Source organism: Olsenella uli (assembly GCF_016899935.1).
GTDB classification, from domain to species: Bacteria; Actinomycetota; Coriobacteriia; order Coriobacteriales; family Atopobiaceae; genus Thermophilibacter; species Thermophilibacter uli_B.
The window spans coordinates 1-16,225 of sequence record NZ_JACJJK010000013.1 but is presented as its reverse complement, the minus strand read 5'-3'; the positions used below and the strand labels follow the sequence as shown (position 1 = coordinate 16,225).

At 67.1% G+C, this 16,225-nt stretch carries 12 protein-coding genes; 3 read left to right on the top strand and 9 right to left on the bottom strand.

Annotated features, from left to right (window positions below; genetic code table 11):
- Positions 1-224: 224 nt before the first annotated feature.
- Positions 225-1,916: a glycoside hydrolase family 13 protein gene (locus H6A07_RS09515; protein WP_204814688.1), complete on the top strand. Its 1,692-nt coding sequence runs from the start codon at positions 225-227 to the stop codon at positions 1,914-1,916.
- A 109-nt stretch (positions 1,917-2,025) separates the two neighbouring features.
- Positions 2,026-3,012, top strand: a complete 987-nt coding sequence (locus tag H6A07_RS09510) for a Gfo/Idh/MocA family protein (protein ID WP_204814687.1) — start codon at positions 2,026-2,028, stop codon at positions 3,010-3,012.
- A 179-nt stretch (positions 3,013-3,191) separates the two neighbouring features.
- Here H6A07_RS09510 and H6A07_RS09505 read toward each other — a convergent pair whose 3' ends face one another.
- From H6A07_RS09505 to H6A07_RS09485, 5 genes are all read right to left on the bottom strand, one after another.
- On the bottom strand, positions 3,192-5,381 hold the full coding sequence (locus H6A07_RS09505; RefSeq protein WP_204814686.1) for an alpha-galactosidase: 2,190 nt from the start codon (positions 5,379-5,381) through the stop codon (positions 3,192-3,194).
- Positions 5,382-5,521: 140 nt separating this feature from the next.
- Complete coding sequence (locus H6A07_RS09500; protein WP_204814685.1) at positions 5,522-6,379, bottom strand: carbohydrate ABC transporter permease; 858 nt, start codon at positions 6,377-6,379, stop codon at positions 5,522-5,524.
- Positions 6,379-7,248 (bottom strand): carbohydrate ABC transporter permease, encoded by an 870-nt coding sequence (locus H6A07_RS09495; protein ID WP_204814684.1) that lies wholly within the window; start codon positions 7,246-7,248, stop codon positions 6,379-6,381. The genes H6A07_RS09500 and H6A07_RS09495 overlap by 1 nt, the downstream gene beginning before the upstream one ends.
- 12 nt (positions 7,249-7,260) lie before the next feature.
- Positions 7,261-8,550 carry an ABC transporter substrate-binding protein gene (locus H6A07_RS09490; RefSeq protein WP_204814683.1) on the bottom strand — a complete coding sequence of 430 codons (1,290 nt, stop codon included), beginning with the start codon at positions 8,548-8,550 and terminating at the stop codon, positions 7,261-7,263.
- Between the two features lie 18 nt (positions 8,551-8,568).
- Positions 8,569-9,684, bottom strand: a complete 1,116-nt coding sequence (locus H6A07_RS09485; protein WP_204814682.1) for an ABC transporter ATP-binding protein — start codon at positions 9,682-9,684, stop codon at positions 8,569-8,571.
- A 412-nt stretch (positions 9,685-10,096) separates the two neighbouring features.
- Here H6A07_RS09485 and H6A07_RS09480 point away from each other — a divergent pair, with 412 nt between their 5' ends.
- Entirely contained in the window at positions 10,097-10,951 is an 855-nt protein-coding gene (locus tag H6A07_RS09480; RefSeq protein WP_204814681.1) for an AraC family transcriptional regulator, read from the top strand.
- A gap of 36 nt (positions 10,952-10,987) precedes the next feature.
- On the opposite strand, the gene H6A07_RS09475 is transcribed toward H6A07_RS09480, so the two are convergent.
- From H6A07_RS09475 to H6A07_RS09460, 4 genes are all read right to left on the bottom strand, one after another.
- Positions 10,988-11,746: a tyrosine-protein phosphatase gene (locus H6A07_RS09475; RefSeq protein ID WP_204814680.1), complete on the bottom strand. Its 759-nt coding sequence runs from the start codon at positions 11,744-11,746 to the stop codon at positions 10,988-10,990.
- Positions 11,747-11,765: 19 nt separating this feature from the next.
- A complete protein-coding gene (gene ligA / locus H6A07_RS09470; protein ID WP_204814679.1) occupies positions 11,766-13,922 on the bottom strand; it encodes an NAD-dependent DNA ligase LigA in 2,157 nt (718 codons plus the stop codon).
- 357 nt (positions 13,923-14,279) lie between these two features.
- Complete coding sequence (locus H6A07_RS09465) at positions 14,280-15,488, bottom strand: MFS transporter (protein WP_204814678.1); 1,209 nt, start codon at positions 15,486-15,488, stop codon at positions 14,280-14,282.
- A gap of 251 nt (positions 15,489-15,739) precedes the next feature.
- Positions 15,740-16,225: InlB B-repeat-containing protein (locus H6A07_RS09460; protein ID WP_204814677.1), on the bottom strand; the 486-nt coding region annotated here is incomplete at its 5' end.

Here is a 16,225-nt window from a genome sequence, read left to right as displayed (position 1 = left end):
AGATGTGTATAAGAGACAGCCCCCTGCCCCCTCCTTGTCTGGGCAAAGAGTTTGAACCACTTCGACCCAGACAGGCGCGAGCGAGAAGAACGACCTGCGGTTTTGTTGACCCAGACAAGCACCGACCGATCTGTTAGTTGAAAACCTTTGCCCAGACAAGCCCGGGCGATTCGCGCGGGCGACAAGAACGACAAGCCAACAAGAACGACGGAAGGGAGCACGCAATGACCCTCAACAACGCGAGCGCGGACTGGTGGAAGCAGGCCGTGGTATACCAGGTGTATCCCCGCAGCTTCTACGACGCCAACGGGGACGGCCTCGGCGACATCAAGGGCGTGACCGCGCGCATGGACTACCTGCGCGACCTGGGCGTGGACGCCATCTGGCTCAGCCCGTTCTACCCCTCCCCGCTCGCCGACGGCGGCTACGACGTGGCCGACTACCGAAACGTCGACCCGCGCCTGGGGACGCTCGAGGACTTCGACGAGATGGTCGCCGCCGCACACGACGCGGGCATCAAGGTGGTCGTGGACATCGTCCCCAACCACACCTCCACGGAGCACCCCTGGTTCAAGGAGGCGCTCGCCGCCGGCCCCGGCTCGCCCGAGCGCGACCGCTACGTCTTCCGCCGCGGCCGCGGCGAGCATGGCGAGCTGCCCCCCAACGGCTGGAAGTCCACCTTTGGCGGCCCCGGCTGGGAGCCGGTGGGAGACGGCGAGTGGTACCTGCACCTCTTTGCCGTCGAGCAGGCGGACCTCAACTGGAAGAACCCCGAGGTGCGCGAGGACTTCAAGCGCACGCTGCGCTTCTGGAGCGACCGCGGGGCGGACGGCTTCCGCGTAGACGTGGCGCACGCGCTGGCCAAGGACCTGGACAGCCGCCCGCTCGCGGACTGGCCGGACGACCCTGACCAGGACCACCCCGGCGACGAGAACCCGCTCTGGGACCGCCCCGAGGTGCACGAGATCTACCGCGAGTGGCGCCAGGTCTTCAACGAGTACGAGCCCGCGCGCTTTGCCGTGGCCGAGGCGTGGGTCGTACCGGAGCACCAGTGGAGGTACGCTTCCCCCGACGAGCTGGGGCAGGTCTTCAACTTCCAGCTCTCCAACGCCGGGTGGTTCGCCGACGAGTTCCGCGGCGCCATCGAGAAGGGCCTCGCGGCGGCCGAGCAGTCCGGCTCCACCACCACCTGGGTCCTCTCCAACCACGACATGCCGCGCCACCCCACGCGCTACGGCCTGCCGCAGGTCCGCTCCACGGTGCACCACCAGCTGGTGACCGACTGGCTGCTGCGCGACGGGAAGAGCTACTACGAGGACCGCGAGCTGGGCACCCGGCGGGCGCGGGCGGCGCTGCTCATGGAGCTGGGACTTCCCGGCTCGGTCTACCTCTACCAGGGCGAGGAGCTGGGGCTCTTTGAGGTGGCGGACATCCCCTGGGACGCGCTCGAGGACCCGCAGGCGGCCATGACCGCGCACGGCAACGCGATCAAGGGCCGCGACGGCTGCCGCGTGCCGCTGCCCTGGGAGGCCGTGGACGAGTCCGGCGACTTCGGCTTCTCCGCGCCGGTCGACCACGCGCCGGCGCACCTGCCGCAGCCCGAGTGGTTCGCGCGGCACGCCGCGGACGTGGAGGAGAAGGACGCGGACTCGATGCTCTGGTTCTACCGCCGCGCGCTCGCCACGCGCGCCGAGCGGCTCACCGCGACCGGCGACACGTCGCTCACCTGGGAGCCGGGCTACGGCGAGCAGGTCATCGCGTACTCGCGGCCGTGCGCGGACGGGCGCACGCTCACGAGCGTGACCAACTTCGGCGCGGCGCCGGTGGAGCTGCCTGCCGGCGAGGTCCTTCTCGCCAGCGCCGATCTCCTCGCCGACCGGCTCCCGACCGACGCCACCGCCTGGGTCGTACGGTAGCCCCTCCCGCACGTGACGGGCCGCTCGCGGACGCCCCGCTCGGACGAGGCGTCCAACGGCGGCCCGTCGTTGCTACAGTAGGCACAGGACGAGAAGGACGGAGGGCACCATGAGAACGATGCGGGTGGGCTACCTCGGCGCCGGCAACATCGCGGGGCAGATGGCCGCGACGATCGCCCGGATGGACGGGGCGGAGAACTACGCGGTCGCCGCGCGCGACCCCGAGCGCGCCCGCGCGTTTGCCGAGCGCTGGGGCTTCTCGCGCGCGCACGCCTCCTACGAGGAGCTTCTGGCCGACCCCGCCGTGGACCTCGTCTACATCGCGCTCCCCCACTCGCACCACCACCGCTGGACCATCGCCGCGCTCGAGGCCGGCCATCACGTGCTCTGCGAGAAGGCCTTCGCGGCGAACGAGTGCCAGGCGCGCGAGATGGTGACGTGCGCCCGCGAGCGGGGGCTCCTGCTCGCCGAGGCCATCTGGACCCGCTACATGCCGTCGCGCCAGATCATCGACAAGATCGTTGCCAGCGGCGAGATCGGCGAGGTCACGACCGTCGCCGCCAACCTCGGCTACCGCGTCTGCGGCAACGCGCGCATGACCGACCCGGCGCTCGCCGGCGGGGCGCTGCTCGACCTCACGGTGTACCCGCTGAACTTCGCGAGCATGGTGCTCGGCAACGACATCCGCCGCATCGTCGCCTCGATGGTGCCCGCCGCGACCGGCGTAGACGGCCAGGACTCCGTCATGCTCGAGTACTCGTCCGGCCAGATGGCGAGCCTCTTCTCCACGATGTACGCAATGACCGACCGCGAGGGCCAGATCCTGGGGACCAAGGGCTTCGTCACCGTCGAGAACATCAACAACCCGCAGGTCATCCGTGTGTGGACCTCCGACGGCCTCACCCGCGAGCTCACGCGCGAGATTCCCGTGCCCGAGCAGATCACGGGCTACGAGTACGAGGTTGCGGCTTGCAGGCGTGCCATCGAGGCCGGCGCGGTGGAGTGCCCCGAGATGCCCCACGCCGAGACCCTCGAGCTCATGCGCCAGATGGACCAGATCCGGAGCCAGTTCGGCATCACGTTCCCGTTCGAGTAGAGCGTGGTAGCCCGCAATAACGCACATAATTCGACAAGCGCGTTATTCTCGCCTGCGGATATATGAAGTGGTACCGGATTATGTACGTTAATTCGTCGCAGCGCGGAGAAGAACGGGGCCGGCCGGGGCTTTCTCGGAGAGAAACCCCGGCCGGCTCGGCAAAGTCTTGGCCCGAGCGACTAGTCCACGCGCTCGAAGCGGTACATGAAGTTCTCGTACGGCGAGTTGGGCACCGTGAGCGGCAGGCCCATGTCCATGAGGGCGTCGGCCGAGAACTCGATGCCGTTGCTCACCATGCGGTACGTGGCACCCGGCGTGAGGCCGCGCGGCACCACGTAGTTGGCCTTGGCGTAGCCGTCCACGCGCGTGACCACGGCGCACACGAGCGCCTCGGAGCCGTCCTCGGCAACGAACTCCCACGCGGCCACGTCGGAGTACTTGGGGGCGGTGAGGCGGTAGAAGAGGCCCTCGCGCACCAGGTGCTCGATGCCGCGGTAGGTCTTGACCTGGCTCTTGATGAGCTCGCAGGCGCGGTCGTTGAGCTCCATGAGGTCGAGCTCGTAGCCAAAGGCGCCGCCCGCCATGGCCACCGTTCCGCGCGCGCCGAGCGGCACGGTGCGGCCCGTGATCTCGTTGGGGCAGGCGGAGACGTGCGCGCCCACCGCCGAGCAGGGGTAGCCAAAGGAGGTGCCGTACTGGATCTCTAGGCGGTTGCGGGCGTCCGTGTTGTCGGACGTCCAGATCTGCGGCGTGTAGTAGAGCATGCCCGCGTCAAAGCGGCCGCCGCCCGCCGAGCAGCCCTCGATCAGCAGGTCCGGGTAGCGCGTGCGGACGCGCTCGAGCAGGTCGTAGAGGCCGATCATGTAGTCGTAGAGGACCTTGCCCTGGTCGGTGGCCACACGGGAGTGCACGTCCACAATGCTGCGGTTGTAGTCCCACTTGACGTACTCGATGCCGCCCTGGTCGAGCACCGCGCAGAGCTGCTCGAAGAGGTTGTCGCGGACGTCGGCGCGTGAGAGGTCCAGGACCAGCTGGTCGCGGCCGAGCACCGGGTCCTTGCCGGGGACGGCGAGCGCCCAGTCGGGGTGCGCGCGGAAGAGGTCGGAGTCCTCGTTCACCATCTCGGGCTCGACCCAGATGCCAAAGCCCAGGCCCACCTCGTTCACGCGACGCGCGAGGTCCGCCACGGAGCCGCCGAGCTTCTCCATGTTGGGCTGCCAGTCGCCGAGGCCGCGGTGGTCGTCGTTGCGCGCGCCGAACCAGCCGTCGTCCATGACGAGCATGTCCAGGCCCAGCTCGGCAGCCTTCTTCGCGAGCTCCACGAGCTTGTCGCCCGTGAAGTCAAAGTAGCAGGCCTCCCAGGAGTTGATCAGGATCGGCCGCGGGGAGTCGCGCCAGGGGCCGCGGCACACGCGCTCGCGGATGCAGCGGTGCAGGTTGTGGGAGATCTTCTCCAGGCCGGCTGCCGAGAAGGTCAAGAGGACCTCGGGCGCCACGAGCTGCTCGCCCGGCTCCAGCGGGTAGGAGAAGAGGTCCTGAGCCAGGCCCATCTGCATGCGCGTCTGTTCGAACTGGTCGCGCTCCACCTCCGCGAGGAAGCTGCCGCTGTAGACGAAGCTCATGGACCAGGCGCGGCCGGAGGTCTCCGTGGCGTCGCCGTCGCAGAGGATCATCACGGGGTTGTACTGGTTGGAGGACATGCCGCGGCGGCTGCCCACGCTGAACGAGCCGTTGCCCACCGCATGGCGAGAAGGACGACGCTCCATCGCGTGGCGCCCGTCAAAGGTGATGACATCAAAGTCACCGGTCACGAAGTCGAGGCAGGCCGTCTGAGCCTTCTCCACGGTGAGACGCCCCATGCCCGTGTTGCGAATGACGGCGGCGCGGGTGATGACGTCGCAGTGGGGCAGCACGCCGTAGAGGAGCTCGACCTCGAGGCCCAGGCGCTCGTCGGCGAGCGTGACCGAGAGGGTCTGGGCACCGTCGCCCTTCTCGTCGTAGACGGCGGGCAGGCCGGGCAGGCCGTACTTGCCCTCGCGGATCTCGTAGGAGCGGAAGCGGAGGTCGCAGCCGAAGGTGCCGTCCGCGCCGCGGACCATGAGGAGCGGACTGCGCATGTCGCCCTCGCCCTGGAAGGGATACTCCTGCGGCAGGACGTCGAGCGAGTAGGTGCGGTCCGCCACGTCGTGCGGGCAGCCGCACATGCCGCTGCGGTCGGCGTAGGTGATGAGGTAGGACAGGTCCCCTGACGTTCGAGCGCCGTAGTAGAGGTGCAGGAGGTAGCCGTACTCGTCGACCTTCATCTGATAGGTCGTGCGCTCCGTCGAGAGCGTGAAGATGCGCCTGGAGGCATCGTACGTAAGGGGCATCGAGCTCCTCGCTTTCTCTCGTCTGCGAAAAATGCAATGGCGAATGTAGTGCATTTGGGGGCGCCCGGAACCCATCAAGCGACGGATTCCGGACGCCAGGGGGAATCTTTACAGATACCCTACATTTCCCAACGAGCTGTCTACTTCACAGCACCGTTGGTGACGCCGCCGATGATCTGCTTCTGCGCGATGATGTAGAAGATGATCATCGGGAGCATGGCGAGCAGGTAGGAGGCAAACGCCAGGTTGTAGTTCGTGGAGAACGCGGTCTGGAAGCTCATCTGCGCCAGCGGCAGGGTGTTGACGCCGGAGCCGCCCATGATGACGAGCGGGGTCATGACGTCGTTCCACACGGCCAGGCCGGTGATGACGGCGACGGTAGCGTGCATGGGCTTCATGAGCGGGAAGATGACCTTCCAGTAGGTCTTCCAGGTGGAGGCGCCATCGACGCGCGCGGCCTCCTCGAGGGCGGTGGGGATGTTCCTCAGGTAGCCGGTGTAGAGCATCATGTTCATCGGCATGTAGAAGACCACGTAGAGGATCATGACGCCGACCATGTTGTCGAGGTTGAGCATGGCCGTCTGCTTGACGAGCGGCATCATCAGGATGGCGAAGGGCACGTACATGCCGGCGATGATGAAGTAGTAGGACGCCTTGAAGAGCTTCTTGGAGTCCATGTTGCGCCCGATCGCGTAGGCGGCGAGGCTGTGCACCAGGATGGAGACCACGACGGCGACCACGGTGATGATCAGCGAGTTGAGGAACGTGTGGAAGAAGTCCGTGACCTGGATGGCCTGGATGAAGTTGTCGAGCTTCCACGTGCTCGGCAGCGACAGGATGCCCGCGATGTCGTTGGTCATCTCGGAGGGGTCCTTGAAGGCGATGACCACGGCCATGTAGAGCGGGAAGAGGACCGTGAGCGTGCCGATGATGAGCAGGATGGTGACGGGCCAGTTGACGCGCTCCTTCACCTTTCCAGGAACAGTGTTGTTAGCCATTAGAGCTGCTCCTCCTTACTGTTCAGGAACTTCGTCTGCGCGATGGAGACGACAGCGATGAGGATGAAGAAGATCACCGCGTTGGCGCACTGGAAGCCGAACTGACCGTTGTTGAGGCCGTTCTCGTAGATGAGGTACGAGATGGACTCGGTGGAGTTGGCGGGGCCGCCCGAGGTCATGGCCACGATCTGGTCGAAGACCATCAGCATGTCCTTCATGACCAGGACCATGTTCGTGGTGATGGACGGCATGATGAGCGGGAAGGTGAGGTAGCGGAACTTGTCCCAGCCCGTGGCGCCGTCGAGCGCGCCCGCCTCGTAGACGTCCTCGGGGACCGACGAGAGGCCGGTGATGTAGATGATCGTGGTCTGCGCACAGGCCTGCCACACGAGCACGATCACGATGGCCACCCACGCCCAGTCGGCGCTCGCGAGGATCGAGTCGGTGCCGGTCACCGCGGGCACGATGTAGGTGAAGAAGTAGGTGAACACGTAGCCGACGACCAGGGCGCCGAGGATGCGGGGCACGAAGTACAGGCCACGCAGGGCGCTCTTGAACTTGATCTTGCTCGAGAGGCCGATGGCCAGGATGAGCGAGACCACGTTCACCAGGATCGTGGAGACGACGGCGATCTTGAACGTGAACAGGTACGAGTTGCCCACGCGGGCGTCCTGGAACAGGTCGATGTAGTTCTGGAACCCGATGATCTCGAACGGGCCGTACCCCTTCGAGTTGGTGAAGCTGTAGAAGAAGCCCGTGATGAGCGGGATCGTGTTGAACGCGACGAACAGGATCAGAACAGGAATCAGAATCATGAGGAAGGTGCGGTTCCTGTCAGACCCCGCCTTGGACGTTGCAAGGCTTGCCATGTGCTTCCCTCCTTATCCCTGATTCGCTTCGTATTCCTGGACCTTGCGGATGACGCTCTTGTTGTAGCGCTGCCAGTCGGAGTCCCACTTGGCGAGGAACGCGTCGATGTCCTGATCGTTGATCAGGCCCTGAAGGACCGTGTCGCACGCCATCGCCGAGGGGTAGGAGTGGTCGGGGTAGTCGATCAGCTTGCCCTCGTCGATGAACTCCGTGATGTCGTCGAAGAGCGGGTCGAGCTTGAAGTCGCCGGTCGTGCAGGGGATGGCCTTCTGGTCGTCGATGTAGGCCTGCAGGTTCTCGGGGGTGTTCAGGAAGTCCACCACCTGGTAGATGGCATCCTTCTTGTCGGCCTTGGCCGTGCAGACGTCCCAGCAGAGGTCCACGCCGGAGACCACGATGCGGTCGGCGGGGTCGTCGGCGGCAGGCATCGCGAAGAGGCCGATGTTCATGTCGGGGTTGACCGAGAGGATCTGCGGGACGGCGAACGAGCCACAGGGGTACATCGCGGACTGGCCGCGCGCGAAGGCGGTGCAGGCGTCGTTGTAGCTGTAGGCCAGCGGGCCGGACTCGGCGTATTCGAGGAGCTTGAGGAGCTTCTCGGCGGGCTCGCGGTAGAGCTCGGTGAAGGTCGTCTCGCCCGCGTTGACCTGGCGGACGTGATCGGTCGGGACGAGCTGCACGAGCATGGAGTTCCACGGCGAGAGGATCGTCCAGGTGTCACGGTAGCCCAGGTAGAGCGGCAGCGTCTCGCCCTCGGCCTTGATTTCCTCGCACAGGTCGCAGAACTCGGTCCACGTCGTGGGGATCTGCCAGCCCTTCTCGGCGAACATGTCCTTGTTGTAGAGCATGCCGGCGGCGTTGGCGATGTAGGGGATGCCGTAGATGCCGTCCATCGGGATGTAGGTGATGCTCTTCATGATCTCCTTGTAGGCCTCGTTGACGTTGGCCATACCGGGGTAGTCGGAGACGTCGGCGAGCATCTCGGAGTCCACGAAGTCGGCATAGGTGGCGTCACCACCGATGGCGACGACCTCGGGGTAGTCCTCGCGGACGAAGCGCGTCTTCATGATCGTGACGGCGTCGTTGGGGCTCGTGAAGTTGAGGTAGACGTCGTCGCTCTGGGCGTTGAACTGCTCGGCGAGCGAGTTGAAGATCGTCACGGCCTCCTGCTTGTAGGAGACGAACTCCACCTCGGTCTTGCCGTCGGCGCGCTCCTGCTCGCAGCCCGTGAGCGCGAGGCCGGCGGCCGCGGCGGCGGAGAGCCCGAGGAAGGAGCGACGCGTCAGTGCTCTTCTCTGCATAAGGTGTGCCCTCCTTCCCTAGTGGGCGATGGCGAGCTCGGTCTGCTTGTCGAAGAGGTGGATCTTGTCCACGTCAACGGAGCAGTTGATCTTGTCGCCGGTGCGGACGGAGCTGGAGGCGGAGAGGTGCGCGGAGATCTGGCCGCCCTCGACGTCGGCGTAGATCATGGCCTCGGAGCCCAGCAGCTCGTAGACCGTGACCGTGGCCGGGAAGGTCTCGGAGAGGGTGCGGCCCTCGGCGTACTCGTGCTCCTCCACGACGTCCTCCGGGCGGATGCCCATGATGACGACCTTGCCCACGTAGCCGCCCTTCTTGAGGGCCTCGGCCTTGGGACCGGTGAGGGTGATGACGTTCTTGCCGAAGGTGAGCGTCACGCCGTCGCCCTTCTCGGCCACCGCGACGTCGATGAAGTTCATCTGCGGGGAGCCGATGAAGCCGGCGACGAAGAGGTTGCAGGGCTCGTTGTAGAGCTTGGTGGGGGTGTCCACCTGCTGCATGACGCCGTCCTTCATGACGACGATGCGGGTGCCGAGCGTCATGGCCTCGGTCTGGTCGTGCGTGACGTAGATGATCGTGGCGCCGAGGCGGTCGTGGAGCTTGGAGATCTCCGCGCGCATCTGGACGCGGAGCTTGGCGTCGAGGTTGGAGAGGGGCTCGTCCATCAGGTAGACCTTGGGGTTGCGGACGATGGCGCGGCCCATGGCGACGCGCTGGCGCTGGCCGCCGGAGAGGGCGGACGGCTTGCGGTCGAGGAGCTTCTCCAGGTCGAGGATGCGGGCGGCCTCGCGGACGGCCTTGTCGATCTCGTTGGCGTCGACCTTGCGGAGCTTGAGCGGGAACGCCATGTTCTCGTAGACCGTCATGTGCGGGTAGAGGGCGTAGGTCTGGAAGACCATCGCGATGTCGCGGTCCTTGGGCTCGACGTCGTTGACCACGCGGCCGTCGATCTTGAGGGTGCCGGAGGTGATGTCCTCGAGGCCGGCGATCATGCGCAGCGTCGTGGACTTGCCGCAGCCGGACGGGCCGACGAAGATGATGAACTCCTTGTCGGCAATCTCAAGGTTGAAGTCCTTCACTCCCTCATAGCCGTTGGGGTACTTCTTTCCTACGTGTTCGAGCGTGAGGCTTGCCATATGCGCAACCTTTCTCCCTGCCCGACCGACGTGCGCCCGTCGGCCGAGGCCCCACCTTACGTTGTCCTTAATATTAGGTTGTCACTTTTGCGCGATATTCTCTCTCTGAGGACATATCATATATCGCTATGCGCGTTATGGCTGGTAGACTGCCCGAGTTGTGCGTTTCACCGGATTTGCACATTCGCTGAACGGAGGCCATTTGGGGGCGAATGGTTTTTGTCGTTTATAAATACGCAGGTAGATTGCTTACTTGGGTTTCGGCGAGACGGGAATCGATTTCACATGGCTCGTCCCCAAATATCTCTTTATGCTTGATAATGACTTTTTCTATATATCGCCAACGCGATAAACTATACGAAATGCGACACGGGCTCCGCACTCCGGGCGCCCGACGACGGAAGGCGCGGCCATGCCCTCACACGAGCTCGAGTTCTCGACGTTCTCCCACGGCCACTACGTAGACCTCATGCCCTACCAGTACGGACGCGAGGCCTGCGAGGCCGGGCACGCCTTTGGCCCGGCGACGCGCAGCCACTTCCTGTTCCACTACATCATCTCGGGGCGCGGCCTGCTCATGACCACGGACGCGAAGGGCGTCAAGACCGACTACCGGCTCTCCGGCGGCGAGGGGTTCCTCATCTTCCCGGGCCAGGTGAACACCTACGTGGCCGACCTCGACGACCCGTGGGAGTACATCTGGGTCGAGTTCGACGGCATACGCGTGGCGGACGACCTCGAGGGCGCCGGGCTCACGACCTTCTCGCCCGTCTACCGCTCGCAGTCGAGCGAGCTGCGGGCCCTCATGGTCGAGGAGATGCGCTACCTGGTGTCCAACCGCAACGCGTCCGCCCTGCACCTCATCGGCCACACCTACCTCTTCCTCGACTACCTGCTGCGCTCCGTGGCGCACCCCGACGAGCAGCCGACGAGCCGCCTGCAGAGCTTCTACATCAGCGAGGCGATCGACTTCGTGAAGGAGAACTACCAGGCGGACATCACGGTGGAGGACATCGCCAGGCGGACCGGGCTCAACCGGAGCTACTTCGGCAAGGTCTTCAAGTCCGCCACGGGCAAGTCCCCGCAGCAGTATCTGATCGGCTACCGCATGGGCAAGGCCGCCGAGCTGCTCAAGCTCACCGGCCTGCCCGTCGCCGAGGTGGGGCGTGCCGTGGGCTACCCCAACCAGCTGCACTTCTCGCGCGCCTTCAAGGGAACCTACGGGGTCTCGCCGCGCGAGTGGCGCCGCGAGAACGCCGCCGTGTGAGGGGGGTGGCTGCGAGTAGTGCTGCGAGTGCCGGCGCTACTCCAGGTAGCGGGCGCGCAGGGTGGCGAGGTCGGCGTCCGTGAGGCCGAGCGCCCCGCGCACATAGTCCTCGACGCCGCCGTACTCGCGCGTGACGGCGGCTACCGCCGCGCGGATGAAGCGCAGATTGGCGGCCGTGCGCTCGCTGAACGGGTCGTCCGTGTAGCGGTTGGTGGCCAGGTAGTCCTGCTCCATGAGATCCATCGGCACGCCGAGGACGGACTCGACGAGCATGCTCGCCATGCCGCAGCGGTCGCGCCCGAAGTGGCAGTGCCAGAGGACGGAGCCGCTCTCGGTGGCGAGAATCGTCTCAAAGAGGGCGCGGTAGGCCGCGACGCCCGAGACGCCGAGCAGGATGTGCGGGTAGACGAGCTCCATGAAGCGGGCCGGGTCCTCGTCGCTCTCGCGCGCCTCCATGAGCCGCGCGCGGGCCTCGGCGTTCTGCGAGATGCCCTCGACCGTGCCCTTGAGCACGTCCGCGTGCAGGTAGCGCGTGCCCGGCAGACGGTCCATCGGGTCAGGGTACTCCGCGAGCTCGTCCTCCCCGCGCAGGTCCACGACGGCGCGCAGGTGGTAGTCCTCGGCCAGGCACCGCAGGTCGGAGGCGGTGGCAAAGTAGAGCGTGCCCGAGCGCAAAAGCAGGCCCGTGCGGACGCGACGGCCGTCCGCGGTGGGAAGACCGCCCAGGTCGCGCGTGTTGGCCAGGCCCTCGAAGCTGATGCGCCCGTGCTCGGCGCGCGTGTCGGTGAGCTGCATGTCTTCCTTTCGCAACGGCCTACTCCGCCGGAAGCTGGCCGGTCTCGAGGATGTGGTCGAGGGCGGACTCGTCGAGGACGGGGACGCCGAGGCTCTGGGCCTTAGTGAGCTTGGAGCCCGCCGCCGCGCCCGCGACGACGTAGCTCGTCTTCTTGGAGACCGAGCCCGTGACCTTGGCGCCGAGGGCCTGAAGGGCCGCCTTGGCCTCGTCGCGCGTGCGGCGCTCGAGCGTGCCCGTGAGCACGAAGGTGAGCCCGGCGAGCGTCTGCGGGCGTTCGGGCTCCGCACGCTCCTCCTCGAGCACGACGCCCGCCTCGCGCAGGCGCTCCACGACCGCCACGTTCTTCTCGACCGCGAAGAACCCGCGCACGCTGGCCGCGATCTTGGGGCCGATGCCGTCCACCTGGGCGATGTCCTCCTCGGTGGCGGCGGCGAGGGCCTGCATGCTGCCGAAGTGCGCGGCGAGCTGGCGGGCCACCGTGGCGCCCACGTGGCGGATGCCCAGGCCAAAGAGGACACGCGCGAGGCCGCGACCCTTGGACTCCACAACCTGCGCCATGATCTTGGCCGCGATGACAGGGCCGACGACGATGTCCTCGCCGTCCACGGTCTGACGGCCGGTGAGCACCTCCGCGAGGTCCGCCTCGGTGAGGCGGTCGTAGAAGTCCGCCACGTCCGCGAGCAGGCCCTGGGCGACCATGCGGGCCACGAGCTCGTCGCCGAGGCCGTCGATGTCCATGGCGCCGCGGCTGCCCCAGTGGATGAGGCGCTCGGTGGCCTGCGCCGGGCAGTCGATGGAGACGCAGCGGTAGGCGACCTCGCCCTCCTCGCGCACGACGGGGCTGCCGCAGGAGGGGCAGGTCTCGGGCATGCGGAACTCGGGTGCACCGGCCGGGCGGAGCTCCAGCACGGGGCCCACGACCTCGGGGATGACGTCGCCGGCCTTGTGGACCACGATCGTGTCCCCCACGCGGACGTTCTTGCGGGCGATCTCGTCCACGTTGTGCAGGGTCGCGCGCGCGATCGTGGAACCGGCGACGGTCACGGGGTCAAACTCGGCCACCGGCGTGAGCACACCCGTTCGGCCCACCTGCACGCGAATCTCTCGCAGGACGGTGCGCTTCTCCTCCGGCGGGAACTTGAACGCGATGGCCCAGCGCGGGGCGCGCGCCGTGAAGCCGAGCGCCTCCTGGGATGCGAAGGAGTCCACCTTCACGACCACGCCGTCGATGTCGTAGTCCAGGTCATCGCGGTGCGCGAGGGCGCGCTCGCAGTAGGCGTGGACCTCGGCGGCAGAGGTGCAACGGGCGGCGTGGTCGTTCACGGAGAAGCCGCAGTCGCGCAGCCACTGGAGGAAGTCCCACTGGGTGTGGACGTCGATCGGGGCCTCATCGGCCACGGCATAGATGAAGGTCTCCAGGTCGCGATGGGCCGTGACCTTGGGATCCTTCTGCCGGAGACTGCCGGCGGCGGCGTTTCTCGGGTTGGCGAAGGGCGCGGTACCGGCGGCGTCGGCGTCCTCGTTCAGGCGCTGGAAGGAGTGGCGCGGCATATAGACCTCGCCGCGGACCTCCACGGAACGACCGAGGCCGCCGTCGGCGAGGCGCGCGAGACCCGCCGGCGCGAGGGCACGGGGGACGTCGCGCACTGTGAGAACGTTGGCGGTCACGTTCTCCCCGGTCGTGCCGTCACCGCGCGTTGCGGCACGCACGAACTGCGCATCCGTGTACGTGAGCGCGACGCCCAGGCCGTCGATCTTGAGCTCGCAGGTGTAGGCAACCGGGTGCTCCGGCGTGGCGCCGAGGGCCTCGTCCGTGCGGGCGAGCCACTCGTCCAGCTCGGCGAGGTCCATCGCGTCGTCCATCGAGTACATGCGCGCGGCGTGCGTCACGGGCTCGAACTGCTCGGACACGTAGCCACCCACGCGCTGGGTGTAGGACTCAGGCGTGACGAGCTCGGGGTGCGCCGCCTCCAGGGCGAGCAGCTCCTGCAGCAGGCGATCGAACGCGGCGTCCGTCATCTCAGGGTCGTCGAGCGCGTAGTAGGCATAGGCGGCGTGCGCGAGGATGCGGTTGAGCTCCGCGTGGCGGGCGCGCGGGGACTGCACGGCGGGCGCGGTCGCGGGCGCCTCGCCAAAGAGCGACATCTGGGCCTGCGCGTTCTGCTTGTCTGACATGGGCGCTCCTTGCGGGTCGCGGATTTCTCGGCCCTCAATGGTAGCGCATGGGGCCGTCACGAAGATCGCCTGCAGGCGCCGACGATGACAGCGGAGATGCAAAACGGGCTCTCGTGTGATGAAGCGGCGCTTCGGCGCGCAAAACGGCCTCTCGTGTGATGCCTTTTCTTGCCTTGACGGCCGTTTCTGAGCGCTCGTTTCGCAAAAGCGCAGGTAAGAAAATCAGAAGTAAAACCATATCCCGGATTGGGACGAAAAAGTCATCACACGAACGACCGTTTTGCATCTCAAGGTCCCGTTTCATCACACGAGAGCCCGTTTTGCAGCGCCTTGCGGCGGCGACGCGGCTGTGGTGCCTCAGCCCGCGCGACGTGCGAGCCTGGCGAGGGAGCGGCCTCCGAGCACGAGCTGGAACAGGAGCAGCACGGCAGCCGCGAGCCAGAGCGCGTCGTAGCCGCCGAGCGCGACGAGCTGGCCGCCGATCGCGGAGCCCACGCCGCCGCCGGCGAAGACGCCGAGGCCGATGAGGCCGGTGCAGAGCCCGGTCTGCTCGGGGTCGGCGTCCATGGAGAGCGAGACGAGGGTGGGCTGCGTGAGGATGTAGCCAAAGCCGAGCGCCCCGGCGGCGAGCAGGGCCGGCTGCCAGGCGCCCGTCGCCGTGACCGCCACGAGCGACGCGATGGCGACGAGCCCGGACGCCTCGCCCACGTAGATCACACCGCGCGGGCCGCGCGCCGCGCCGATACGACCGGAGACCGTGCCGCCCACGAGGCACATCACGCCGTAGAGCATCATGATGAGCCCGGCCTGCGTGGAGCCCAGGCCGCAGCGCTCGGAGAGGAACGTCCCCATGAAGCCGTAGACGCCCAGGAAGACGAGGCCGGTCGTGCACGCCACGAAGAAGATCACCCGATGGCTGCCAAAGAAGATGCGCGCGGCCCGGACAAAGAAGTTGCCCCGGGGAGCGGGCGCAGGCGTGGCGTCCGGCTGAGCCGCCTGAGCATCCGCGCGCGGAAGCCGCCAGAGCAGCGCCAGCGCCACCAGCGCGAGCACGCCGAAACAGGCAAACGCCGCACGCCAGCTCATGAGGTCGGTGATGATGCCGCCGAGGCCCGAGGAGAGCCCCTGCCCCGTGAAGGTGATGCCCATGAGGACACCCACCGCCGCGCCCCGGCGCTCCGGGCCCACCACGTCGCCGACGTGCGCCTGCGACACGGCGATGATGCCCGCCGCGAAGCAGCCCGTCACCACGCGCGCGGCCACGAGCAGCGGCAGCGTGGGCGCCACGGCACAGAGGAACGTCCCCGCCGCGAGCCCGGCCACGATTACGTGGAGGACGCGCAGCCGCCCGAAGCGGTCGCCGAGCGTACCGCAGACCGGCTGGAGCAGGCCGTACGGCACGAGGTAGGCGGTGAGCACGATCGTCGCCGCCGAGGCCGCCACGCCGAGCACGCTCGCGATGGCGGGCAGCGCCGGCGAGACGAACCAGTTGTCGGCGGCGGACACGAGTCCGCAGAAGCCCAGCGTGTAGACCACGCGGCGCTGCGCGGGCGTGAGCTGACCCATGGGTGTTCCCTTCATCCTGTAGTGCCGAACAATTGTAGTCCGGCCCATCCCACGACGCGCATGTGGCCGGGCGCGCGGGGGGGGTCTCGACTCCTTTGACGCCGCTCGCATCGTCGGGGAGAGCATCGCCGGACCGGCGAGACGTCACCGCGTGCAACCGATTTGTCAGGCAACGAAACGCCCCCGGCTCCGTGAGGAACCGGGAGCGCTCACGCCGTTTGGCGAGAAGGGCGAACTTTCAAGCTCGTCGACTAGTGACGACGCTTCAGGAACGCGCCGAGGCCGGCGATCGCGGCGCCGAGGCCGGCGATGCCGGAGACCGCGACGGTCGGGTCGGAGGTCTGGGGCATGGCGGGCTCGTCGGCGTTGGTGCCGGAGGTCGCGGCGCCGCCGGCCGGCGTGGTCGGCGTCTCGGTGCCGTCAGTGACACCCGAGTCGTCGGAGCCGTTCTTGACCCAACCACCATAGAGGGTGATGTCCTCGGTCACCGGAGTGGAGAAGTCGTACTTGGTGGTGAACTCGCTGTCGGTGAACCAGTCGACGAAGGTCCAGCCATCATAGGTCGGTTCGTCCGGACGGGCGACGGACTCTCCGTCCTTGACCTCGACAACCGCATCGGTGGTTCCGTCGAGACCATCAACGAAGGTCACCTTGTGGGTCGCGGCCTCGGGCTCGGCGACGAACTGCGCCACGAAGTAGGTGTCCTCGGTCCACGCGGTGGAGGCGATGGCGCCGGA